This is a genomic window from candidate division KSB1 bacterium (assembly GCA_034506395.1).
Taxonomy (GTDB): domain Bacteria; phylum Zhuqueibacterota; class Zhuqueibacteria; order Thermofontimicrobiales; family Thermofontimicrobiaceae; genus Thermofontimicrobium.
In genome coordinates this window covers 77,483-104,004 of the sequence record JAPDPQ010000013.1, presented here as the reverse complement: position 1 = coordinate 104,004, position 26,522 = coordinate 77,483, and the positions used below count along the sequence as shown (strand labels likewise).

Genomic DNA, 26,522 nt, shown 5'->3' with positions numbered 1-26,522 from the left:
ATAAGGTGAAATACTGGTGTCATGCCTGCGTACTCAGGCATTTTTTGACTTGTTGATTTGAGAGATGAAAGCGTTTCCTGCATTCGCAGGAGTAAAATTCAGCAAATTGCAATTCGCTCGTTTTGCAGAGCTCTATAATTGTTTGGGTCGTCTTCAAGCTGAAAGGGTCTTCGGACTCGCTACCAATAACATCCTTGAAGTTTTCGAACCTTCACAAAGCTCGAGGTTCGTTCATCGTTTCCCAATAGGGATTTTATCCAAAAGTTTTCAAACAGGATCATCGTTTCAATGATGAAAACCTGCAACTGGGAATTTTGCAGACTGGTGCAAAATTAAACTTTATTTTTGATTAATTCAAGGGAAAAATTTGGAAATGCCTTGGGTTGAGCTGCGAAAATGTGAAATTACATTCTCCGATTAAAATAAAAAGCCCTTGCGAACCGTGAATCGGTCCGCAAGGGCCCTTTTTAGCTATGAATTCATCAAACCAAAAGCGAGATAAGCCAGCGATGCTATTGAACGAGCAGCATTTTTTTCGAGATGCTCTGCGAACCGCAACGAATTTGATAGACGTAAAGGCCACTGGTCAACGGGTGTCGATCATCGGAACGACCGTCGAAAGAAACAGAATGATAACCAGCCGGCCTGGGTTCATCCAGAAGCGTTCTAACTTCTTGGCCTTGAAGATTGTAAATTTTCAGTATCACATGTCCTGGCTCTGGCAACTCGAAGCGAATTTCTGTCGCAGCATTGAAGGGATTGGGCCGGTTTTGGTATAGTTGAAATGCGGAGGGAATCGTACTTTTCGCGATGTATTGAATCCGAGCCGAGGCATCGAGCTGCTGGAGTTCATTAATTGAGAGTTGCCGTATCGTCAAATCGTGAGTTTCCTCGGAATTGACCGTGGCCGAAATTTCAAAGCGGGCAGTAATTAATGTGGCGCTCCCGAAGATCGGTTCGCTGCCCGCCATAGCGAACTTCAGCGTATCGCCGTGGTGCCGATAGCAGAGCGTCCAGCGTTGGGTCTGATCGCTGAGAACCAATTCCTTAAATTTGAAGACCACTGACTTAAAGGTTAGCAGCACCCCGAACGAAGAAACATTGTCGAATTGATGGCTTTCAAATGGGACCTCGATGATCGTCCCTGGCAAACCGTAGATTGGTTCGAGATTCAGCAATGAAGATAAGGGGGGCTCGGCTTGACTTTTAGCCATTCCCATCGGTGCGGGTGTCCAATTCCCAGAGACATCGCCATAGATGATGCCCAAATAATTTTGATTCGTCTCGGATCGATTGAGCGGAGCATAGATGATTGAATCGGGTGCGGAACTCCAATTGTTATCATTGATAGCAAACGCTGACGGGACGAACTTCCAATCATCTCCAACTGGAAATCCACTGATGTCTCCCACATAAAATCTCAGGATATATGAGGCATCGAAGGGTGTGACCGAGCCGTTATCTGACACATCTGCGGCTATTTTCTGATAAGGTGTCAGGGAGATCAAACCAACCGAGGATTGGAGCACCAAAGAAGCATCATAAGGGGTTACTGAATTTCTCAAATCTCCATCGCGGCTGGGCTTGGTCTTGTAGAAAAGTTGTCCAAGATTGGTGAACTCGTAATAGCCGGTATTATCGGTTTGGGTTGAAGCCGATGTTGTCCCAGAGAGGTGAACCATGGCATTCTTGATCGGCTTTGTCGCAAAGTCGGAATAATAGCCGATTTTTCCAGAGATCGAAAATTGCGTTGAAACGCGGAACAACCCATCGGAGGTTTTTACTGGTGGAATGCCCTCATTAAGCAATGCGTCGACAAAATGTAACGAAGTCGTTTGACCGGCCGAACCAAGGATATTAAAAACGATGTTCACCAGACTTCCGGAATCAGGCAAGGCGCTTGAACCAGCCATCCCGATCGTGATCTTGCCAGTGGTTATATCATAAGTTGGGGCTCCCCAATTTTGCGCCACTGTATTGCTCGTATTCGCATGGATGGCTTGCAAGATCTGAGGATTATAGCTGATGGTTAGGCCGACAGAAAAAATCTGTTTATTGGCTAATGGCCCAATTTTTACTGGAATCGTAATGATGCCCCCTGAGGGTCCCTGATGATTCTTTGCGATCCAGAGAAGGAGTGAATCGGTCGGGGGCGCCAGATAGCCAGCAGTATCGCTGCCCACAGCATTTAAATAATTTGCCTGAACAAATACGTGGCGCCATCGGCCATCGCGATTCGGATTATGGGTGGTATAAGTGATTAGATATTGGTTGCGGAGATATTCGGAGATTTTCTTATAGATCGCCTCCAGATCGTTGGAGCTGGGAGCACGGTAGTACTCACCGCCTGTTTGAGAGGCAATTTTCTTCAGAACCGTCTCATCAATGCTTGATCCAAGACCGATGGTAAACACAGGGGTGCTATACTGATTCGCGTGCGCAATGGTTTGGTCGATATTATGGGAACTGGCATTATCTTTTCCATCTGTCAACGCCAGCACCGCTTTTCTCCCACTCTTGCCGATCGCCTCGGATATAGCGTTATAAATGGCATCATAGAGGGCAGTGGAATAGCCAGCGCCTGGGAAGCTCGCATTGATGGCGCTGTGCAAAGCATTCTTGTCAGCGGTGAACCCGATCATTTTTTGGACGTAGCTGGAAAATTTGAACACCGCACCTTCGTCATTGGCTTCCATTAGATTGACGAATGTATGCGCCGCTGTTTCCATATCTTTGATCGCCTGCGTAGTCATGCTGCCGCTGTAATCCATAGCAAACCCAACATTCACTTTTTGTGCGCCGCCATAAGGCGTCACTGTAATCGGCAATTCGCGGACTCCATCCTCTTTGACCAAAAAGTTGTTCTCATTCAACCCAACGATCGCATTCCCGCCGAGATCGGATACAGACACGTATGAACGGATCGCAGGGAAACCTGTTGCGTCAATTTGATTGATGGTGACAAGCAAGCTGTCATGGGGCACTGGGCCGAGCAGCAGATCTCCAAAGTAGTTCGCATTACCATAGGCAGGGCCAAGATATTTCCATCCGGTTTGATGATCACGGACATAATGCCCATTTTCCCAGGTTTCGTTGTCCGAGTCATTGTACCAAATTTCCCATCCGATCATATCTCCAGCGACAAGCGTTCGTGGCTGCGATGGCAATACGTTATAAATGGTGAACATCGCTTCACAAATCCAATTTCCTTGAGGCCCCTGCTGCACCGCCGTGATAAAGTCGTTCCCAGTATAGATGCCAGTGCTCGTAGCCGAAGGATAATTGTTGAGATTGCGGATGTTCTGACCTGATACGCGCCATTGCTGAGCGATATCATAACGACCATTATAACTTCCACCATTATTATCCCCATCCGTGAAAAATTCAATCGATTCATCGTTCCAGGGATAATAATTGGAGACATTGGGATTGGTGTCATCGAATGTACCCCGAATATCGTCTTTGACTTCGACCGCTACGTAGAGTCGATTGGTTGTGGGGCTCCAAACGGCACGCCAAATGACGAGATTATCATTCCATCGGGTCCACCGTTGTCCCCAATTTTCGGTGTCGCCAAATAGCAATGAGTCTTTATCAGCATAATTCCAAACTGCTTCATTGAGCACCCCGTCGATCGTGGGCGCTGCCATGGAGCTGGGAACTTGGATCGCTGTGTAAACATTGGGGTCGATGACCTGGAACGAGTTGCTCACTCGAACGACGGTGGAATCGAGCGCGTCGCGCAAGCGTATTTTGCAATTGGGAGATTTTTGTTGGGGCTGAGGCGTCCAAATCCAGCTACCAGTATTGGCAGCATTTGGCGTCAAATTACTCCAGTTCGCACCTCCATCCAGAGAAAGATCAATCCGAATCTGGCTGATCGAGGAAGAAGCGCTCCAGGTGATATTGAATGGCTGGCCCACCGTTAATTTCTCACCCCCGATTGGAGCTGTGATATTGATCGATAGTGGCGAGCCCCCAATGATGCCGACATCATCGAAATAGACTGCATCGTTGTAAGATCCCAGGGCGATCTTTCCTCCTGGTAGATAATTATCATTGGCAGTCATCACCTGAACGCCGTCAAAATAAACTTTAATTTGGCTTCCCGATCGAACCACGCGTACAAGATGATAATTATTGTCATTTATTGTCATCCCATTGTAGGTTGCAATCACTGTATTGCCACCCTGGTAATGTCGGAACAGTTTATTCTCATAATTGAGATGATCGAATCGCAGGTAATAATAATTATCCTCATCTCTGAAGCCAAACCAGATCACATAGTTTGCACCCGGATTTGACGAAAAATTTTCTGGAGATTTGATTTTGACATTCAAATCGAAATCGAAGAACTCATATCCCGAAATGATCGATCGCTCGTCGTTGGTGTAATTGCTGGTGTTCAAAAAATGGGAATAATCTCCCTGGTCCAAGACCACAGACCAGCGTGAGCGGGTTTTAGGAAGCCAGCCATTGGCATTTCCATCCTCGAAATCGTCGAAAATGGTATATCCAGAAGTGATTTGGAGCGGAAGGGTGGAGCAAAATTTATTGTTATATTCATAGGCCTCGATGACCTCGTATAATGGGTCGATTACGATCCAGACGTAGTACTGACCGGCTGTGACTGAAGGAGGAATTTGTAATGTGGTGGTTGAACTTTTTGACGATAACCCATTGATGAAATCGATCATGTCCGATCCCAAAAAGGATGCGTTGGCATAGCTGAAATTGCTATTATCGGTGGAGATGTAATAATTGAAATGAAATTGTCCGGCTCGCTTATTGCCTTCATTGGCGATGGTGCTCGTGAAAGTGATATTAGTCCCAGGAGAGGCTGAATTCGGATTAAAACTGATATTTTTGCCGACCAGTTCTGGCAACGTGTACGGGCTACCACAAGTGAGTGCTGGATCGCCGAGGTAGGTCATTCCATAGAACCATGCCTGCTCCCAATCCTCAAACCCGCCCTCAGCGCGCTTAGTGAACCAATTTTTAAAAGCATCCCCTAGGGTAGCGCCCTCTGCTAATGGGTCATAAAAATCCTCGAAGGATAACATGCTCCCAGTCTTTGTCGATCCAACCGCCCCTAACCCATAGCTGTCCATAAAAATGTACCAGCCCGCCATGTAGTTTTCTTCAATGTACCTCGCATTAGAACAAGCGAACAAATTGTAGAAATATGCCAATGGATCGATAGTGCGGACATCATTCACATAGACGTAATCCCAATTCGTTCCGTTATTATATTTAAACCCATGGCCGCCAGGCCATGAGTGGGCGCAGAGGTGAATCCAAAGGTAATTGTCGTCTAATCGATTTTTATAATCAGGCGCGCGCGTTACTTCTTTATCGTTAACCACAGTAATGCTATTATACACACAGTCCAATCCGCAGGTCGTCCAGTTGCTCCAATCATCATCCAGGTATGTCAGCGCGCGGGTTTGAATCGATGTCTTGGCGGTTCGATAAAGGTGATTTTTCGTGAAGTAATTATTGACCAGATTGACTTCATTCCCCGAAGTCAGGGTTGATGCCATCAACCGTCCGATCCAGATATCTGGAGCTACTGCGCCAGTATGGCTCTCTAAAATGCCATCTGAGCCATTCACAAAACTCTTGCTAACTGAGTCGTAGTGCTTTGTATCTGCCCATGTCCCATTGAGATCCATATAATAGAGGTCACAGGGGAATTCTTCATATTGATAAGTTTTTCCGCCATCGAATGTCTCGATAATCTGAAACCATGGTACCGGCAAAGAACCAATGAGCACTGCGCCTACCAATCCAGGTTCATTTTGAAGCATTGATCGAATATTTTGGGGTGTACCCCCAGAGATTGTTACCAGGACAACTTCATAATTCTGGCTTTCCAAATCAGCGATATATTGGTCGACCTGGCTCCTGACTGCTGGATACAAATTCCCATTCACGAGGATCATGATTTTGGGCTTTGAAACTGGGCTCGACTGGTAAATGCGATCGGTTGTGAGTGGAGCGGAAAGGGTTTTGCTGATCCATTGTTGAAAAGACATTGGTTTTGAGCCAGCGGGATCCACCCATCGTGTTACGATAGGATTGCCGTGCCGATTTTCTTGAGCAAAGCCTTGATTCTTGTAAGGAATCAAGATAAGCAGGCACGTTAAGAATGCCGCTTCCCAAAACTTGATCATGCTTATCTTCATGGGAGTCTCCTTTTGGATGAATGAGGGTGGGGTTGCGGAAGCACGATGCAGATCGGTTATTTGATTTGATGGAAACGGATTCAAAGAACACTTTATCATCACAACAAATTGCATTTTGGTCGATTTTATGATGAATTATACAAAAAATTAATTTCAAAATCAATAGAAAACTCCTGTAACACATATTTAGTTTTTGTGATAAAGATCAATTCAATTTATTCGAAAAAGCTATATTATTATCATGAAAATGATTACAAAATTGAATTTCTTGGTATTCTAACTCAGAAAAGCAAACCAACAGAAGCTCAAGGTTTGCACCTATATCCAGATCAAAAGGCGTTGAATGATTGAATCAGAAATGCTTGATTTCAAGACTTAGCAAAATCTACTTGACAATTAAAAAAAATTGTTTTATCTTGCGGCGTAAAAAATGTGACTTCAGATTTTGAGCTTGGTGGGTAGTTTTATTTGTCAGATCATTTACGCCAATATTATGCATTACAATAAACAGAAAAGACATAAACTACTTTGCATTTTCATTAAATGATTTCTATCACTAAGTTGGGGAGATATGAGCCATGAAAAGAGAACCAATTCAAATGGGACCATTGCGCATTATCAGTATTTTGATCTGCCTGCTGATTATTCCAACGTCAGGGATCTTGGGGCAGAGCAGTTTTGACAACGATGATGCCATCTTATCTTATGCAAAAGGAAAAGACAATCCCTTTCTAAAATTATCAGAAGATAAAAAGCATTGGCTTCCTATTCCTAGTCCGAAGTTTTCCAATTCCTCTCGTAAATCAGCTATCTTGAATCCTCTCGCGACAATCGAATATGATGTGATTTCTGGAACAACTAATCACGCAATTTATAACGACTCAATATTGCCTTCCGTTTTGAGCCAAAATCGCCAACCATCTTCGGATCGAAATGATCAGCAAGAGGCAATTTCTGCAGTGTTCTCACCTGATGGTCGGATTAAGATTTCGCCAACCGTTGATTTCCCGTGGCGCACCATTTGCAAATTATATATCATTTTTCCAAGTGGGGATCAGTTTGTTGGGACAGGTGTTCTCATCGGTCGGGATGACGGCATCGGTTTTCACTGCTTAACTGTAGCCCATAATGTCTATCGCCAAGAATTTGGCGGCATGGCAAAATCGGTTGAGATCATTCCGGGATTGGACAATGATTATACACCCTTTTATAGCGCATGGGCTGTGAAGATCCGAGTTCCTGAAGCTTGGACTCAGACATCATTGCCAGAATACGATTGGGCGCTGGTGACGCTAGATCGTCAATTAGCGAATTTCACTGGATGGATGACCCGCTTCACTACGAGCGATCTGAACTGGTACAAACGCGTTTTCTATTGTGCTGGTTATCCAGTGGATCTTGATTTTGGGCTTTGCCTTTATTTCGACAGTGATTCGGCAAGCAGCGTGGATGAAAATTTTCTGTGGCATAAAATGGATGCCTTCGACGGGCAAGATGGCATGCCCATCTGGGTCATGGACGGTAACACCAGAAAAATTGTGTCGCTTCATATTGGCGAAGATAACAATAGTAAAATGAATATGGCGGTCCGTTTTAACAATAATAATATTGCTCAATTGGAGCAATGGCTAAAACAGGATTTGCCCCCAACAGATCTGCCGGATTTGATCGACGATGGGGCGAAGTGGTCCGATTTTCAGGGCACTACTGTGGTCCGAGGATTTACCAGGTTTCGGATCTGGAATGATGTGCGCAATATCGGTACCAATCGCTCTGGAGGGTTCACCATTGCATACTACGCCTCAGTGGATGCAGAAATTGATCCCAATTCTGACTATCTTATTGGAACCACCCAGATCCCATCAATTCCGCCATTTTCATGGCGACATGCGATCTGGCAAGGGATATTCCCAGAACCAATTCCTGCGGGTGAATATTATATCGGTTGGATCATTGATCCGAACAATGAAATTATCGAGTTCAACGAAAAAAATAATTTCGCATTCATTGCCTCAAAAAAATTGCAGGTCCGAGACCCATACATCGAGCTTGCCAATCCAGGGCCAGGTGAGGTGTATGTCATCGGCGAAACCAATACTATCCAGTGGTTCACTGCTGGCGGGTCAGGACTCATTACTATCGATATCTCTTATGACAATGGTAGTTCTTGGCAGAACCTGGTAACCAACTTGCCAGACAGCGGCTTTTATCAATGGAATATCCCCGCTTCAGTGAAACCATCCTTTCAGTGTTTGTTGAGAATCACTGACACGTTTAAGAATCTGAGTGATGCGAGCGACAGCGTCTTCATCGTAGAGACGCGTCCTACGGCACCTGGGGTGCCCAAGGATTTGGGACGATTTACCAACAAAGCTGCTGTGCCATTTACTTGGAGCGAGGCGAATGACCCAGAGTCTGGGATCGTCGGGTATCGGATTCAGGTGGGAACCAGCCCCGGCGCAAAAGATATTGCCGATACAACAGTCGCCGATTTGTCCTTCGTTGCGAATGGCGGTCACAATCAAACCCTTTATGCGCGGGTTTGCGCGACTAACGGGGTGGGGCTTTGTGGCCCATGGTCTGGGGTGAGCGATGGGATTTTGATCGATCTCACACCGCCGATCCTTCAGGGCGGGCCATTCGATGAGGGCGAGTTCACTGGAAAAGATAGCGTCTTATTTCGATGGAATCCTGCCATCGATGAAGAGAGCGGGGTGATCATGAATTACAAACTTCAGGTCGGAACCGCAATTGGTCGCAGCGATGTTTTTGATAAATGGATCACCCGAAAATTGGAATACAAGGTAGCTGGAAAGCATGGCCAGACCCTGTACGCACGCATCCGTGTGCATAATGCAGCTATTGGTGTGAGCGACTGGTCAGACTGGAGTGATGGAATCACCATAGATCTGACGCCGCCGAGCGCTCCAGGCAAGCCAAGTTCCGAGGCCACGGCAGTGAATTACTTCGATGTTCCGTTCTCCTGGGATCCAGCCAGTGATGATCTTAGTGGTATCGCCAGCTATCGGCTCAGAGTGATCGACTTGAATGCCGATAGTGCGGTCGTCTTTGATCAATGGATTGGCGAATCTCCAACTGCCATCGTCCCAGCGAATGATGGTCAAGCGTTATTAGCCTCGGTTCAAGCCAAAAATAAAGCTGGATTGGTTGGTCCGTGGGCTACTGCCAGCAGGCCGGTGGCCGTTCAGCTCACACCAGCCCTATTGACATTTATTGAGGGCAGCCCTGCGTTCGAAGGGGAAGGTTGGGACAATGCAATTGATAATGATATAGAAGATTGGGATGGAACGGTAACTGCCTTTACCTCATCTCAGCGAGCTCCTTATGCCATTTTCGGATTTTTGGGTGGGGGATTCAGCAAAATTGAGAAGATTAAACTGCTAACGGATACCAAGGTTGGATTCAAAAACCGCTGGGTCACCCATTTCCGCATTTTGTACTCCATTACTGGAACGCAAGAGGCGGATTTTCTCCCATTGGTCACCGGGCAAAAGCTTATTGGAGGATGGGAAGAATTCTCTTTTCCAGCTCAAACGGTTAAATTTATCAAACTGATCGTCGACCAACCAACAGCAGCTTCTACTGCCTACTGTCAACTTGGGGAGCTCCAGGTCTTTGGTCGCGCCGATTTCGTGAAGAGTGATCGCGCTGAGCTGGTAGTCACTTATGGAACACCCACTGACCCAGCCGAGAGCTGGTCCAACGCCATCGATGGTGATATCAGTGATTGGGATGGGACAGTCACCGCGATGACTTTGGATCCGCCAGCTCATGTGATCTTCAGTTTTGCCGACCAGTCCATTAAGAATATCTCAAAAATCAGAATCTTGACCGATACAGGAGTCCGATTCTCATTCCGATGGCTCAAGGCGTTTCATTTGGAGGTTTCAACTTCTGGTATAAAGCCTGGCGATTTCTCAAAGGTTTTCAGCGCCACAAAGACAACAGGGGATTGGGAAAGCTTCTATTTCGATCCAGTTCCGGCGAAATACATAAAACTGGTGTTAGATCGTCCAGATCCTTCACAATCGGATTATTGCCAGATTGGTGAAGTTGAGATTTATACCCAACAGGAAGGCAATTCGTTGCCTAATAATTTTGTTCAGCTCCCCATGCAGAGCGCTCAACCAGCACCCCTAGCACAAATACCCAACAATTACCAAGTGGAACAAAACTATCCCAATCCGTTCAATCCAGAGACCAGTATTCGATTCCAGCTTCCGCAAGAATCAAGGGTGATACTTGCCATCTATAACATGATGGGGCAGGAAATTATTCGGCTGGTTGATGGAACGGTTTCCGCGGGTGTGCATGAGGTGCGATGGGATGGCCGCGACAGCCAGGGGATAAAAGTGCCGAGCGGAATGTATCTCTATCAATTCCGGGCTGGCGAGTTCAATGCAACTAAAAAGATGATCCTTCTTGAATAATATTTAGGCTCAACAAGCAATCTAAAACGAAATACCCGACAGATGATTTGTCGGGTATTTCGTTTCACTGAAGCTTCTCCATAATTCCAGCAAAGCACTCATTTGTTCATCGCTATTTCCATTCATGCTATTTTTCGTTAACCTCCAGCCTTTCTCTCTCCCGTCGTTTCATCTTTAAAATAGAAATTGGTCGTCGGCCAATCGTTTGAAGGCAAAATTCTCAGCACAATCAAGGTGAGATCATCGTATTGGCCTTGTCCCTCAGTGAACTTGATCATCTCCTCATAGATCAAATTGCGCAGCTCCTCGGCAGATTTATAGCTCCAGTTCAAAATAATATCGAGAAGCCGTTGCTCGCCAAATTCTTCAAGCTGGGGGTTTAACGCCTCGGTGATCCCATCGGTGTAAAAAATCAAAGTGTCGCCGGGATCGAGTTTCATTTCTGTTTGATGGTACTCAAAATTTGGATTGACACCGATGACAAGCCCGCCTTCTGTCAAATGGCAGAATTGACCGTTTTGTTTTTTGATGATTGGGTAATTGTGTCCAGCATTGCTGAAGGTGAAAGTGAGTTTTTTGGCATCGAGGATGCCATAGAAAAACGTAGCGAATTTTTCGGCAGATGTGGTTTTTGCAATCTGCGCATTGATGCGTTTCATTATTTCGGCTGGATCGCCGAACTGCCATACCGATGCTCGAAGCGTGGCCTGCAAATTGGACATGAGCATTGCACCAGGGATCCCTTTGCCCGAGATATCGCCGATGGCAATCCCGATGAGGTCGTCATCGAACTGGATGAAATCGTAATAATCGCCACCCACCTCTTTCGATGGGATATTCATCGCGGAGATTTCGAAGGTGCTGCCCTGAGGGACATGGGAGGGAAGCAGAGCTTTTTGGATTTCCCGCGCCACCAGGATCTCTTTTTGAATTTGCTGCTGTTCCAGTTTCGTGCGATAGAGATCAATATTTTCTAATGCGATCGCAATTTGATTCGAGAGTACATTGAGCAACCTGGCGTCCTCAGCGGAAAACGAGGTTCTCGTGAGTTTATTGCCCAGGCACAAGATGCCATTCAGCGTGCCACGATGCGCCAGCGGAATAAGCAAGTAGCAATTCAATCGATTGAGCAAATCAATTTCTACTGGATCTTTGATTTGAGGAATTAATTCATCAAAGCCAACCGGCCGATTGATCTGCTCGATCGCTCTGATAAAATCCCCATGGGATGAAAATTTATCATTTTCTGCACCAGTATCTTCAAAATCATTCAGCACAAAATCACCTGCTTTATTCCGAGCGATGAGATGCACGTTTTCCAACATTAAGTTCTCAGCTAAGGCATTGGTAATTTTTTCCCTGAGCTGGGAAAAATCTAATATAGTGAGAATCTCATGGCTAAGCTGTTGCAACAATTGGTCGGCATCTGCTTTTTCTCTGCCAAACAATTTCTGGATAATATGATCAATACCAGAGAGCGTCGGCTGAAATATTACCACAGCGATGATGATGAACATAATTTCCAGCAAAGGCAACTGCAATCCGATCAGCGAGGTGCTAAGCTGGCGGCATTGATTGTACAATAGCAAATAGATACCAATAATCAAACCAGTGCAAATGGAAAATAGAAATCGTTGCCTGATTTGCTGGCTAATGTCGAGGAATTGATATTTTATGATGGCCCAGGCAATGGATCCAGCACCGATTAATAGTGCAAGAATGGTCAAGAAATAAATCACGGCGTCCGATGTTTCAATTGGCAGCAGCTTTGGCAACAGAAACGCCACCGCATAGAGTCCCACGCTGACACGGATGCCCCATAGCACCAATGCCGCTTGTCGTTTGGCCCTGGACGAGGTCAGCTCTTGATATCCTTTATACATGATGAAAATCGCCGCGATGACATAGATCAAATTGATCAGGGCAAAGAAGTTGGTATGAAATTCATAGAATACTCCGAGCATCCCGAGGAGAAGATTGAACACAAGTAAGATTGGACGCAGCAACAGCTCTGAATTATAATTTGATACGATTTGGGAAGCAATAGCCATGAAGCTATCCGGACTTCGGAATAACCAGACCACCCAGAAATGCAAGAAATGAGGAAGGTAAATCAGATAAATCGTGCGGGGGTGCTGTCGGATCAAGCCGCGCTCTCTGGGAAAGATCATCGAGAAATAGAGGAGCTGGGGGAAAAAAAATTCCCATACCAAAAAAATCCTTCGGAACAGCTCCACGTCGAGATTGATCTTGCTTCCCATTCGATTTAGAATCAATCCAAACGCGCCCATGATGGGACCCAGCGATGCCAAAAAGATCATGACGGCGGTGGCACGGTGAACGCGTTGCGACGGGCTTTCCCGAAAAATCAGAATTCCAATCAGGCATAAAACTACCCCGATCGTCAAATAAACAACGCTTGTCAATTGGGCTAAGTCCATCAGCAATTCAGGGTGCTAAAAATATGGTTCGGATGAATCTATTTATGAAACGTCGCGATGGTGATCCGACAGTTATTTAAATTGAGTGATAAAAAATTCCTTCCGTCGGCGCTCTCGGCCAGAATTTTTTGGTGTTGAACCGAGGGATAACACTTTATTTAAAAAAAAGAATACAAATTTTGCCTGGGTGTATTTGACATAAACATGGCTGTGCAAGAATAAATGGAATTGAACCATTGCGATCGTTTGCAATGGAATTTCAAACGAAAAACTAAATGGAAGGCACCGTTGCTTCGCATGAGCAGCACGGAGATCCCTTCAGATTGGACGAGGCGGCCGCCATGATCTGCGGAGCGATATCATCCGGAGCTTTCAGATAACCCGTGACCGACGAGGGTATCGAAACCTGGCCGCAGAAATGCACGGGCGTTGGGAAAATACTGGTCAATTTTCTTGCGCAGCCGATCTAAAATCAGCAAAATATCTAAGATCGTATCAGACTTTTCTGGGAACATGTCGTTCAGTTTCGACCATGCCGCGATCGAGCGATCGATGCCGATAAGGGCGACTTTGGCAGAGCCGTTGGCATCGTTCTGAATCGGATCTTCAAGTTCCATTTCGTCATCGAAATGTGTCAGTGCTCGCATTAGCTTGACATAGATCTGATGCTGATACCAGCCGATGACTTCAGTGGCATCGACGATCTGACGAGCCTCGTTGATCAGTTGACGTTGCTCAAGACCAATGGAAAATTCAGTGCGCAAATCCTTCTCGCGCTGTTTGAACATTGCTCGATTCTTCTTGAACCAGGAGTCCACCATGGTGCCATATTTTCGTGCGGTTTGCGCCAATTCGTGCGATTCAGCCTCCCGACGTTTCTGTTCTTGGGCATTCATCACCGCTTCCATCTCTTGCTGGTTAATCTCGATGCCCTGCTGTTCCAACATCTCCTCCAGCATCTCCTTGGCAACAGCGAGATTATCATAGATTTCTTGCCAGAATTCTTCATCAGCGATGGTATAGCTCTTCCGAGCCTTTTTCTCGTTCTGCTGCATGGCAAAGTTCAGGCAGCGCGCTGTGAATGCACACCTTTCGCACCACCGATCGCAATAATTGTAGATCCCAGGGATATGATTGGGATTCTGAGCCAACCTTTTTAATTGTTCTTTATTCATGGCACAATTTTAATAAATATTCAACAAAATGTCAAGAGAAAATTCGAAAGAACAGGATAGCAGCATTATGATTTCACGGTTGCCCACTGCTGATCATTGAATAATTAGTTAGCATAAAAGAGCCTTTGCCGAGCCAAATCCATAATAAAAAATTTTTAAAATTCAAATTAAGTCTTGACATTTATGTTTAAAAATCTTATTTTTAGTGCCAACAAAATTTTGGAATTTTGGTTTGAGGCTGCGATGAAATATATCCGAATGAACAATCTAATATTCTTGTTTGAGGCAGGGCGAATTACCATCATCATACGTCCCCCTCGCCTGGCGGAGGGAATATGAACCATCATCTTGCATTCAGCAGAGAGCGCTGACCACACCCGCTGCCAGGTTTCCAAAAAACAGCGGGTTTTTTATTATATTAGGTTAGAGGGATGACTTGCTGAAAAAGATGGGCATCAATTTTTCCATCGATTTCGTCTGCGCCAGGGGACGAATGCAATAGCCATAGGGTCAATGTTCCATTGAGTAATCATCAATTTGAAAGTCGAAAGAAAAGGGAAGCAGAGCAATGTTAAAAAAAGTAGATAGCCAGGCAGATTTTGTCGCCATCGAACATAAGATTCTCGATTTCTGGAGAGAAAATCAATCATTCAAAAAATTGGTTGAGAAAAATAAAGGAAAACCGCGTTGGTCATTTCTGGATGGTCCCATCACTGCTAATAACCCCATGGGGGTGCATCATGCCTGGGGCCGGACATATAAGGATATCTTTCAACGTTTTCATGCCATGACCGGGCACGAATTGCGCTACCAAAATGGTTTTGATTGCCAAGGATTATGGGTCGAGGTTGAGGTGGAAAAGGAATTGGGGATCAAATCCAAGACCGATATTGAGGCGTACGGGATCGAAAATTTCGTCAACAAGTGCAAAGAGCGGGTGATGAAATACTCGCGCATTCAGACCGAGCAATCGATCCGATTGGGCTATTGGATGGACTGGGACAACTCTTATTACACAATGTCCGATATCAATAATTTCACCATCTGGTTGTTCCTCAAAAAATGCTACGATCGCGGCTGGATTTATAAGGGTCATGATGTTATGCCATGGTGCATCGACTGTGGGGCGGCGATGTCGCAGCATGAAATTGCAACCGAAGGTTACCGCGAAATTCGTCATGACAGCATTTATGTGGTATTTCCGCTGGTGGGCCGCGAGAACGAAAACCTATTGGTCTGGACGACGACGCCATGGACTCTGCCTGCGAACGTCGCTGCTGCTGTTCATCCTGAGTTTACTTATGTTAAGGTCAAGCAAGGCGATCAGATTTATTATCTGGTTCGGGATCGCGTGCGCGAGGTCATGGCTTCGAAGGGTGAAATTGAAATTTTGGCGGAGATGCCAGGTGCAGCGATGGAAAGATGGGAATTTCGCTCTCCATTTGAAGAGCTCCCTGCCCAGAAAGGAGTCAAACACCCAGTCCTGCTATGGGACGAGGTGAGCGCAGAAGACGGTACTGGCATTGTCCATATTGCCCCAGGATGTGGCAAAGAAGATTTTGCTTTGGGGCAAAAGCATGGGCTTCCAGCTATCGCACCATTGGATCAATTCGGGACTTTTATCGACGGTTTTGACTGGTTGACTGGGCAGAATGTGATGAAAGTGGCCGAGCCCATCATTCAAAACCTCAAAGAAAAGCACATCCTCTACAAAAAAGAGCAGATTACGCACCGCTATCCGGTATGCTGGCGCCATGGCTCAGAATTGGTTTTCCGCCTGGTAGATGAATGGTTCATTAAGATGGACGAACTGCGCTATCAAATCATGGCGATCACCCAAAAGATCCGTTGGATGCCAGAGTATGGGATGCAGTTGGAATTGGACTGGCTGAAAAATATGAGTGACTGGATGATCTCCAAAAAGCGATACTGGGGATTAGCATTGCCGATTTACGAATGCGACCAGTGCGGCCATTTTGAGGTGATCGGTTCCATTGACGAGCTGAAACAGCGCGCGGTGGAAGGTTGGGATCAGTTCGTGGGGCACTCGCCGCATCGTCCTTGGATCGATTATGTGAAGATCGCCTGCAAACATTGTGGCGCAAAGGTATCGCGCATTAAAGATGTGGGCAATCCTTGGCTGGATGCTGGGATCGTTCCCTATTCGACCATGCGCTATTTAGAAGATCGTTCTTATTGGGAAAAATGGTTTCCAGCCGATTTCATCACCGAATGTTTTCCTGGCCAGTTCCGTAATTGGTTCTACGCCATCCTCGCGATGAGCACAGTGATGGAAAACCGCGAGCCGTTCAAGACGGTGCTGGGGCATGCGCTGGTGCGCGATGAAAAAGGGGAGGAGATGCACAAAAGCGCGGGCAATGCCATCTGGTTCGATGATGCTGCCGAAAAGATGGGCGTAGATACGATGCGCTGGATGTTCGCCGAGCATAATCCGTTTACCAATATCAATTTTGGCTATGGCCCTGCGAAAGAGATTCGCAAACATCTGCTGACCTTATGGAACAGCTATGCTTTCTGGACCAACTATGCTATTCTTGATGACATCAATCCCGCGACCTTGAAGATCAATTTTTCTGACTTGACCGAAATCGATCGTTGGGTCCTGGCGAAGTTGCAGCAGCTCATCCAAAACGCCCATGACAATTACAGCGATTATAATGTGATGGCGTTTATGAAAGCGGCGGAGGAATTCATCGATGATCTATCCAATTGGTATGTCCGTCGCAATCGACGGCGCTTCTGGAAGAGCGAAAAGGACAACGATAAGAAAGTGGCCTACTTTACGTTGCATCATGTATTGGTGACGCTGATTAAACTCTTGGCCCCAGTGATCCCGTTTTTGACTGAGGAGATGTATCAGAACTTGGTCCGATCCTGCGATCCATCTGCCCCAGAATCGGTTCATCATTGCGATTTCCCGCAGGTCGATCACCAATTTGTAGATGATCAGCTCGTAAAAGAAGTGGATCAGGTGATCAGCATCGTGAAAGCGGGTCGCGCTTTGCGCAATCAGACCAATATCAAAGTGCGGCAGCCACTTTCAGATTTGGTCGTCCGACCCAATAGCGCGATGAAGATCGAAACTTTGAAGAAATACGAACAACATATCAAAGAAGAACTAAATGTCAAAAAACTCATCGTCGCGGCCGAGGATACGGAACTCGTAGAGTATAATTTGAAAATCGATTTCAAATTGTTAGGGCCCAAATATGGTAGAGATCTGCCGCTGATTCAGAAGGCATTAGCGGCCCTGCCTGCTCAAGAAGTCGCCAAAAAGGTCCGTTCTAAGCTGGGGGTTGAGCTCAGCTTTGATGATCGGAAGGTTGTATTGAATCCCGATGAAATCATCGTCGAAATCAAGGCAAAACAGAATTATGCAGTCCAAGAGGTCGATGGGATGCTGTTAGGGATCAATACGCAGCTCACTGATGAACTGCTGAGCGAAGGGCTGGCGCGCGATTTAGTTCGTCATATTCAGGAGCTTCGTAAGGAAGCTGATTTCGAACTCAACGATCGCATTCACCTATTTTATCAGGCATCCGGAAAAATCGAGGAGGCAATTGTAAAACATGCCGATTACATCAAGGCGGAAACCTTGTCGCTGACCATCCAGGACCGTCTTGAAAATGGAGTCTTCTCTAAGGAGCTGAAGCTGGCTGGCGAACCAGTTAAAATCGGTGTGAAATTAGCCAGTGGCGTCGATGCATAAAAGCTCAGCCATGTGGGCTGTTAATGAATCAACTGATTTGAAGCTTCTTTTCTTGTTGGAAAAGACTCCTTTTTAAAGAGAGCAATCCCCATTCGCTGAGTTTAATGATCTGTCTTTCAGGCATCAAGTGAAGGGTATGATGTCATTCTGAGCGGTCCGCCTAATCATCGGCGGATCCTCAGCATGACAATTCCTTCCGATTTTTTCCGATGAATTGACACTCAAAGTTTTTGCACCCCCAATTCGCATGATTTCTGATAGCCTTAATTTGTATTTATGCCGTTTTGCGATGGACGGACAGTAATCCTTATTGCCGCTCTTAAGACGTCATTTCGCTTACCAAAGTTATTGTCATCTTTATAGGGCCGATTCAATTCTTTGGAGCGCAACAAACCTATCGCATCTTTAGCCAGAGTGAAATTTTTATTGACTTTCTCCAATTAATTTTCTATTTTCCTACCACGAGTTGCTCGTATCAATATCAATTCTAACAATTCCATCCGTAATGATCGTTTGAATTGATGGCTTTACTTTTTAAAAAAAGATATTTTCGCTCGAAAACTAAAATAACGCTGAGTTGTTTTTTCACCAATCGACCCAGCAGTTTTATCCGATCAAAAATGTCTCATGCCATGGTTTTTAGCCTATGAGTGATGAATATTGCTCTCAGTGCTGCCATTCATATTATCGAATCTCAGCTTACGAACCCGAACTTGATTGGAATTGATTACCGAAGAGGATAAAAACATGACAGAACATAATCGCAAAGAAACAGCAAAGCTGGCTAGAGCGGCGAAGTGGGTCATTCGGCAGTTGCTTTTAGAAATCGAAAGCCGCAACACCCAGATCGAGCTGTATGATGCCGCAGAGGGTGGATATGAAGTCTATTATCGGTTGCTATCTGGAGATGATGCTGTGGTGACTGAATTTGCTAATAAATTAAACATTCGCCGTCAGGGCAATCGATTGGAGGTGTCACGTACATGAGTCGCATGAAACGATCAATTGCCTGGATTTTGCTGATTCTGGTTTTGGTCATCGGAATTGTGGTGGGTCGTAGCATTTGGCACTCATTAAAAGACACTCGAGCCAAGCTGAAAGAGCAAGAGCGGAAGATGGAGGAGTTAGTTAAAAAGGACGCTCGGATGCGGCGCTATGTCGATAGCCTGGATCAGGTTCTTTTGGGACTAAAAATTGAGGAACAACGATTGCTCACTGAACGGGAGCGATTAGCGCGACGCTTGGCAGAATTGCAAAAGAAATATAATGAAACGGTGGCGAAAATCGATACCCTCTGGTCTGCCACCAGCATCATTCGCGAGCTGGATGCTGCTTTTCCCCATTGGCGTGGGCAGTTCTGGGCCGCTGTCAGGAACGATGGAATTCATGGCATCATTGCGCCGCAATTCTTCGGTGCAGAGGTGCTCGAAATTAAAGCTGAACTCGATCACAAAACCCAGCAGGTGATGCTTAAGGATAGCACCATTGCTGTGTTGGACAGTACAATCATCATCAAAGACAAACGCATCGAATTGCTGACGTTGAAAGCTGACAGCATCATGACCACGTACGAAAATCTTTGGCGCGAATACAAGGTGCTGGATAAGAAATATGCCGATCTCCTCAAGCGAAAATGGTTTACTTTACACTTAGGTCTGGGAAATTTGGTCTCAGCAGGTGTGGGATTTGGAGCTGGATATCTGGTTGGAAGTTTGAAGGATTAAGCGGGATTCTCTGTGTTTCTCGTCCAGACCTGAGATCATATTTTCAGCTCATTTTGCTCACCATTTTTCTCTAAAAGCATTGCAGTGCCAGCAAGGCGCTTTTTTGCTTTCTGAACAATTCGGTCATCCTGATTATTCTCATCTCGTACCTTCCGCATTATCACTTCAGTTTTTGTATTTTTGTCATAAGATATAAAAGGCTTGAATTTATGATTTTCTTTTTTTATCGTTAACTCTGCACCAAACAGGAATGAGAGGGTCTAACGGAATTTCGATTTTCGAAACAGAAGCTAATTAAATTTTCGATTCGCCAACTTCAGGATGGACAAGTTAGGTTGCTCAGAAACTTCCTTTTGGAGTGACCGATGGATCGAACAATATTTATGTTGAATCAATGCAATGAGAGATGCTTATGCCGGGGATAGTGGTAATTATTCAAAAGCAGCCAAATGAACGGGGCGCTCAGTTGTTGACCACGATGATAAACAGTATGATGCACGAACCCTTTTATGTGCCAGCTATGGGGCAGAATTCGGAGTTGGGCTGGCTCGCTGGCAGCGTTGGTCTTGAAGGAAGCGTCTCTCAAAAAATGCCGTTAACAAACGAGCGCGGCGATGTGGTGCTATTTCTGGCTGGAGAATGTTTTGTGGATGAAGATTGCGTCACTCAATTGCGGCAAGAAGGCCATGTCCTCCAGCCAACCAATGCTGATTTCTTGGTTCATCTTTATGAAGATGCTGGGGAAGATTGTCTCGCTCAGTTGAATGGCTGGTTCTGCGGTGTCATATTCGACAAGGGACAGCGGAAGGCGCTGATATTCAATGATCGCTATGGCATCCATCGGCTGTATTGTTATGAGGATAAGGATGGGCATTATTTCGCATCTGAGGCCAAAGCGTTGCTGAGCGCTTTTCCAGCTTTGCGTTCGATCGATCCCAAGTCGGTTGCGGAGTATCTTTCCTATGATTGCGTATTGAATGATCGCACCTATTTCTCTCAGATCAAATTACTGCCCAGCGGGTCGATTTGGCGATTTCGAGATGGTCAGAATGAACGGAGCCTCTATTTTCATATTCGCCAATTGGAGGATCAAGAACCTTTGCCAGAAAAGCAGTTCTTTACAGCTTTGAAACAGACGTTTGCCCGAATTTTGCCTCGCTATTTGACCGGGCCAAAGCTGGCGCTGGCACTCACAGGCGGGTTAGATACGCGGATGATCCTTTCGGCCATCCCCGAAATCCCACAAAATTTGATCGCATTGACCTATGGGAATGCCTACCGAGAATGCATCGATGTAAAATTGGCCCGAGCTGTGGCGAATGCGATGAACCTGCCGCATTACACCATCAACCTCGATCATCATTTCCTAACAAATTACTCCGCTCATGCCGCTAGAGCTATTTATATCACGGATGGACTAGCCCATGCGACGAATGTGGAGGGCATTTATCTTAACCATTTGGCTCGATCTTTCGCACCGATCAAACTTACAGGTAAATTTGGCAGTCAAATTCTAGGCAAAGTTCGGCGCGCCTTGAGGCCCAGACCCATCGATCCCTCGCTCATCCATCCAGATTTTCAGCCGTTTATGGAGCTCGCCAACGATGCTTTGCTTGATTACGCCAATCAATCCCATTTATCGTTCATTTTGCAGTGTGAGATCCCCTGGTTCTGGGCAACGGCCACGGTGACCGAAATATCCCAGGTGATGGTTCGCAGCCCATTTCTTGACAATGAGTTGATCGAGCTCCTCTATCGGGCTCCTCGCGCAGGATTTGATGGGGCAGAGTTTCAGATCGCGATGATCCAACACTGTCGGCCGGACTTGCTGCGGATTCGAACCAACAAAGGACTTGGCGGCCAGACATCGCTTCTTTCAGGATTCCTTCGCGCCAGCTACAAGGTGCGCGGCTTATTGGACAAAAGTCTTTGCTGGGATTCGCTGCCCAATCACTTGCATCATCTTGTGACTCGATTTGATACGGCTATTTTGAAGCCGCTCCATCTGGATCGATCGATCGTTGGTTTCGAACATTTTCGTCAGTATGGCCGCTGGTTTCGAGACGAATTAGCAGACCAGATCAAAGCCATCCTGTTTGATCCTCGCACTTTGCAGCGCCCCTATTGGAATCAGCAGCAGGTGATTCGCATTATCAACGCTCATCTGGCTGGTCGTGGCAGATTCTTGGTGGAGCTGCGAAAATTATTGACGCTCGAGCTGATCCACCGGACCTTAATCGAGGAACTTTCATTTCAGAGACTGGCATTAAAACCGCCAGTTTTGCAGTTTTGATCTTAATTTTCTATAGCTTTTTCACCCAGGGGTGAATAATTTACTATTGCGTGGTCATTTCAAAATCCTTTATGCTGAACTGCAAGGTCATTCATGAAGATTATACTTTTATCGATCGATTAGATTGTAGATCGCGTAATGAAATTTCTTTTCTCTCTATGGCTACGGGATACTTGAGCAAATAGGAGATTCAGATCTCCCAAAAAAAAGTCCTTGACAAAACCATAGGATTGTCTTAAATTCTGGCCATTTTATTCTGAGAAGAAAAAACCTTTGTAAATAATTTGAGCTTTTGAATCAACGATGAGGAGGTGGGCATGAAGTCTAATTCTGAAACGTTAAAGGGGCTGCGGCTGATGCGAATTGGTGTCATGCTGCTCATGTTGGGGATGCTGACCTATGGGGCCTCTGCACAAACCCTCAAGTGTTTTATTTTGGTGCCTCCAGAACAATTGTTAGAAGGTGTGAAGCAGATCGCCATCACTGATTTTGCCGTCACTAGTAGCTATCATGCGGATGATCCCCCGGGAAAAACGAAGAAAAAAGATTGGGAGAAAGTTCTGGACGCAGTCACCAAAGTCGCTGATAAAGACCAAGCCCAGCAGCGCTTTATGGATAGCAGCGAAAAATTGGCCAATATGATGATTGCCGCATTGCTGGAGGAGGATCGTGGCATTCGCGACGTTGGCAGTGGATTTTTAGGTTTGGGGAAAAAGGAAGGCAAAACGTTTCAGCAGGGTGCTCGAACCAATGTGTTTTCTATTGTGGAGCGAAGCCAGATCGCGCGAGTCATGCAAGAATTGCAATTGGCCCAGACTGGGATGATCAACGAAGCGCAGGCCGCCCAGGTCGGCAAAATGTTGGGGGTCGATGCCATCATTACTGGCACGGTCACGGTCTCATGTGACGATCGTTGGGTGAAAGAGAATCGGAAGGATAAAAAGAAGGGCGATTACACGGTCGATTGCAATAAGCGGGTTGCCACTGCCCTTGCAACCATGCGATTTATTAATGTCGAGACTGGACAGGTAATTGGTTCGCATCAGGCGCAACATAAAGAGGAGCTGAAAAAATGCGAAGGCGAATATGGTTCTGATCTCCCCACGCCGGAGGCAACGGTGGATAAGTGCCTTCAGGAAGTATCCCAGAAGCTAGTGAGATATTTCGCCCCAAGGTTTGAATTGCAGAAATTGGAATTTGCCAAAATTGAAGGGGATCAATTCAAACGATATGCTGAAACGGCCAAAGCGGCTTTGGATCGCTATGATCTGGATGCGGCTTACCTTCAGTATGCGGCCATCGTGGAACAGGACCCATACAACCATGCGGCGCTTTATAACGTCGGATTGCTTGAGGAGGCGGTTGGCAATTACAACCAAGCGCTGGAAAAATATGCCATGGCTGCGAAATTGAAAAGTAAAGAAGATAAATATTTCAAAGCTCAAAGCCGTGTAAGCAAGCAGATGGGATTCTGGCAGAAATTGAATGCTATGGGAGTTTACCTGCAAGAGCATCGATTTGAACTATCGAACGAGCAATTGCAACAAGCATCAGTGATGAAAATCCAGGTGAATGGCTCCGCCGCCAATCGTTTTGAAATAAAGGCCGAACCTAATTCTTCCAGCATTACTCTGGTGAAAGTCCCAGGCGAGATCGAATTAGAATTAATCGAAACTGCGGGCGATTGGTATAAAGTTAAATTGCTGGACGGTCGGGAGGGATACATTTCCAAAAAGGACGCCAAAAGGTTGAAATGAACGTCCAGCTGAATAATTATAAATTTGGCTGCTCTGCCTGCTGATGCGCGATCCAAGTAATACTCAAAAATCAACTCGGGCATTGGCATAATGCGGTAACTCGTATCCATTCTCGCTGAAATCACGCAGCGGTAGCCAAATTTTAAACAATAGGGATTTTGACTATGCGATTTTATTTGCCTATTTTATTAATAGGGCTGATCATGATTGGTAGCCAATCCGATTGTCATCGAACTGAACCGATGGATAGGAAATGGCAACTCGTTAGCTCCGGCTTTCATTTTCCCGAAGGGCCAGCCTGGGATGGTAAGGGAACGTTATATGTTTCCAATTGCTACGGCGATTGGTTAGCAACAGTCAAGCGGGGGCAACTCGATACTCTGGTATTTGCATCTGATAGCACATTTAAACGGACGAATGGACTTGCGGTGGCACCGGACGGCGACATCGTTGCTTGCGATTTCGGATCGGGTTCGATCGTGAAAATCACCCCATCGGGCAAATGCCGCGTGCTGATCTCTGGTTATCAGAATCAACCGTTTCATCGGCCAAATGACCTGATTTTCGATGAACATGGCAATCTGTATTTCACCGATCCCAATAGTTATGGCCCAGATCGGCTCGATGGTCGGTTGTTTTTCTTTCGGATGAGAGATGGTTCACTTCAATTAGCGGCCGATAGCCTGGCGTTTCCCAATGGGTTGGCCATCTCGCCCTTGGACGGCAAGCTTTATGTCTGTGAATCGGCGAAGAGCCAGATCAGCCGATTTCGGCGCAGCACCGAAGGTTTTTTGACCGAGAAAGAGACTTTTATTCAATTGCCTGGAGGCGATCCAGATGGTATCGAATTCGATCGTGCTGGCAATTTATATGTCGCCCATTTCGGTGGGGGAATGGTTTATGTCGTCTCTTCCAATGGCACCATCATAGACCGCATCGCTACTCCAGGCAATAAACCGACAAATTTGGAATTCGGTGGTGATGATCTAAAAACGCTTTATCTCACCGAGGTAGAAACCAATTCGCTTTATCAATTACAAATGCATTACCCAGGATTTAAAATTTTAACGCAAAAGAATTAAATCGTACGGGAGGAAGATGGCAAAGCAAATACTATTTGATGCACTCCAAAACAAAGCGACAGAACGGCCAGCATGGGTCCCTTTTGTGGGGTGCCATGGCGGCGCTTTAATTGGGAAGGATGCTACTACCTATTTGCGCTCTGGCGAGTTGATGGCTCAGGGGGTCACTGAAGCGATCCGACGCTACCAGCCCGATGGCATTCCTGTGACATTTGACCTGCAAATTGAGGCAGAAGCGTTGGGCTGCGAATTGCAATGGGCGCCCGAAAATCCACCTGCCGTTGTGCGGCATGTTCTCTCCGAAAGACCACTCAAAGATCTCGGGTTCATCGACCAAAATTCGGGGCGTATTCCAGAAGTGTTGAAAGCGATCCGTCTCGTTAAGTCCAAAGCGCCAGACGTGGCGCTCTATGGATTAGTGACTGGCCCGTTTACCCTTTCGCTCCACCTGCGGGGCACTGACATCTTTACCGATATGTTCGACAATCCAGGAGCTGTCAAGGAGATCATGGCGTATGCCACGGAGGTTTCTAAGCAAATGGCGCGGCTCTATATTGAAGCTGGTTGCGAGGTGATCGCCATTGTCGATCCTATGACCAGTCAGATCTCGCCCGAGGCCTTCCGTGAATTTGTCTCTCCATTTGCCACCGAGTTTTTCCGCGAGGTTCGCAAGTGGAATGCCTTTTCTTCATTCTTCGTCTGCGGCCATGCTCAGCGCAACATCCAGGCCATGTGCGAAACTGGTCCTGATAATATCTCCATTGACGAAAATATCCCCTTGGATTATGTTAAACAAGTTTGTCAGCAATATCGCATTTCCTTTGGTGGCAATTTGCAGCTCACCGTTGTCCTTCTGATGGGCAGCGAAGATGATGCCCGGCGCAATGCACTCGAGTGCATCGATATTGGAGGTAACACCGGTTTTATTTTGGCCCCTGGTTGCGATTTGCCATATGCCGTTCCTCCGAGAAACCTCGAAGCCGTGGCTGAAATCGTCCATGACCCCTATAAACGCCAAGTTGCTCGAGAGCTACTGGCAAAAAAGAAAGAGATCATCGGTCGCATGGACCTGGCGGATTATGGTCAGGCCGATAAGGTGATCGTCGATGTCATCACCCTGGACTCCGAGGGATGTGCGCCGTGCCAATATATGGTCGAGGCGGTGAAATCCATCGTGCCGCTGTTCAATGGTCTGGTAATTTGGCGCGAGCATAAGATCAAAGAGAAAGAGTCGGTGGAATTTATGATGGGGCTCATGGTGAGAAATATCCCAACCATTTGCATCGATGGGAAGATCAAATTTGTGAGCACCATTCCATCGCGACAGGAGCTTATACAGGCCATTCAGGACCGGATCAATGAGAAATTTTATCTCAAGCTTCGGCAGTCTCGAAACCAGTTGCTCGTGTTGACATCTGACGACGAAAAATCTGAGCAAACTTGGGCGAACGTGCAACATGCGATCAAGGAACTGGGCAGCACAGTAGAAGTTGTTCGACTCACTGATCCGAAGGAGCTTGAACGATATGGTGTCAACTCAGCTCCCGCAGTATTGACTGTTCGCGAGCGGCTCAAATCCGTCGGTCGCGTGCCGAGCGTGGAGGTGATTAAAGAATGGCTGAAGGATTTGGGATAAAGAATAGCTGATTAAGCAACGAGGATTGATGGACCGATTGTCTCT

Annotated in this window: 11 protein-coding genes; 8 read left to right on the top strand and 3 right to left on the bottom strand. The window is 46.2% G+C overall.

Going from position 1 to position 26,522, the window contains the following annotated elements; translation table 11 throughout:
* Positions 1-512 precede the first annotated feature (512 nt).
* Positions 513-6,188 (bottom strand): VWA domain-containing protein, encoded by a 5,676-nt coding sequence (locus tag ONB37_10510; protein MDZ7400585.1) that lies wholly within the window; start codon positions 6,186-6,188, stop codon positions 513-515.
* Positions 6,189-6,766: 578 nt separating this feature from the next.
* Between ONB37_10510 and ONB37_10505 the strand changes: the two genes are divergently transcribed.
* Positions 6,767-10,639, top strand: a complete 3,873-nt coding sequence (locus ONB37_10505) for a T9SS type A sorting domain-containing protein (GenBank protein ID MDZ7400584.1) — start codon at positions 6,767-6,769, stop codon at positions 10,637-10,639.
* A gap of 137 nt (positions 10,640-10,776) precedes the next feature.
* Here the strand turns inward: ONB37_10505 and ONB37_10500 are convergent, their stop codons facing one another.
* Positions 10,777-13,080, bottom strand: coding sequence for a SpoIIE family protein phosphatase (locus ONB37_10500; GenBank protein ID MDZ7400583.1), 2,304 nt, complete (start codon positions 13,078-13,080; stop codon positions 10,777-10,779).
* 359 nt (positions 13,081-13,439) lie between these two features.
* The gene (locus ONB37_10495; GenBank protein ID MDZ7400582.1) at positions 13,440-14,255 is read right to left on the bottom strand and encodes a hypothetical protein; all 816 of its coding nucleotides are present in this window, start codon (positions 14,253-14,255) and stop codon (positions 13,440-13,442) included.
* A gap of 568 nt (positions 14,256-14,823) precedes the next feature.
* Here ONB37_10495 and ileS point away from each other — a divergent pair.
* From ileS to ONB37_10460, 7 genes are all read left to right on the top strand, one after another.
* The gene (gene ileS / locus ONB37_10490; GenBank protein ID MDZ7400581.1) at positions 14,824-17,985 is read left to right on the top strand and encodes an isoleucine--tRNA ligase; all 3,162 of its coding nucleotides are present in this window, start codon (positions 14,824-14,826) and stop codon (positions 17,983-17,985) included.
* A gap of 747 nt (positions 17,986-18,732) precedes the next feature.
* Positions 18,733-18,972: a hypothetical protein gene (locus ONB37_10485; GenBank protein MDZ7400580.1), complete on the top strand. Its 240-nt coding sequence runs from the start codon at positions 18,733-18,735 to the stop codon at positions 18,970-18,972.
* A gap of 5 nt (positions 18,973-18,977) precedes the next feature.
* Positions 18,978-19,709 carry a hypothetical protein gene (locus ONB37_10480; protein ID MDZ7400579.1) on the top strand — a complete coding sequence of 244 codons (732 nt, stop codon included), beginning with the start codon at positions 18,978-18,980 and terminating at the stop codon, positions 19,707-19,709.
* 412 nt (positions 19,710-20,121) lie between these two features.
* Positions 20,122-22,002, top strand: a complete 1,881-nt coding sequence (locus ONB37_10475; protein MDZ7400578.1) for a hypothetical protein — start codon at positions 20,122-20,124, stop codon at positions 22,000-22,002.
* A gap of 317 nt (positions 22,003-22,319) precedes the next feature.
* A complete protein-coding gene (locus ONB37_10470; GenBank protein MDZ7400577.1) occupies positions 22,320-23,759 on the top strand; it encodes a hypothetical protein in 1,440 nt (479 codons plus the stop codon).
* Between the two features lie 164 nt (positions 23,760-23,923).
* On the top strand, positions 23,924-24,841 hold the full coding sequence (locus tag ONB37_10465; protein MDZ7400576.1) for an SMP-30/gluconolactonase/LRE family protein: 918 nt from the start codon (positions 23,924-23,926) through the stop codon (positions 24,839-24,841).
* Positions 24,842-24,857: 16 nt separating this feature from the next.
* Positions 24,858-26,477, top strand: a complete 1,620-nt coding sequence (locus ONB37_10460) for a thioredoxin family protein (protein MDZ7400575.1) — start codon at positions 24,858-24,860, stop codon at positions 26,475-26,477.
* Positions 26,478-26,522: the final 45 nt, after the last annotated feature.

Coding starts and splice junctions, on each gene's coding strand:
- ONB37_10510 (MDZ7400585.1), bottom strand. CDS start 6,188: ATGAAGATAAGCATGATCAAGTTTTGGGAAGCGGCATTCTTAACGTGC.
- ONB37_10505 (MDZ7400584.1), top strand. CDS start 6,767: ATGAAAAGAGAACCAATTCAAATGGGACCATTGCGCATTATCAGTATT.
- ONB37_10500 (MDZ7400583.1), bottom strand. CDS start 13,080: ATGGACTTAGCCCAATTGACAAGCGTTGTTTATTTGACGATCGGGGTA.
- ONB37_10495 (MDZ7400582.1), bottom strand. CDS start 14,255: ATGAATAAAGAACAATTAAAAAGGTTGGCTCAGAATCCCAATCATATC.
- ileS (MDZ7400581.1), top strand. CDS start 14,824: ATGTTAAAAAAAGTAGATAGCCAGGCAGATTTTGTCGCCATCGAACAT.
- ONB37_10485 (MDZ7400580.1), top strand. CDS start 18,733: ATGACAGAACATAATCGCAAAGAAACAGCAAAGCTGGCTAGAGCGGCG.
- ONB37_10480 (MDZ7400579.1), top strand. CDS start 18,978: ATGAAACGATCAATTGCCTGGATTTTGCTGATTCTGGTTTTGGTCATC.
- ONB37_10475 (MDZ7400578.1), top strand. CDS start 20,122: ATGCCGGGGATAGTGGTAATTATTCAAAAGCAGCCAAATGAACGGGGC.
- ONB37_10470 (MDZ7400577.1), top strand. CDS start 22,320: ATGAAGTCTAATTCTGAAACGTTAAAGGGGCTGCGGCTGATGCGAATT.
- ONB37_10465 (MDZ7400576.1), top strand. CDS start 23,924: ATGCGATTTTATTTGCCTATTTTATTAATAGGGCTGATCATGATTGGT.
- ONB37_10460 (MDZ7400575.1), top strand. CDS start 24,858: ATGGCAAAGCAAATACTATTTGATGCACTCCAAAACAAAGCGACAGAA.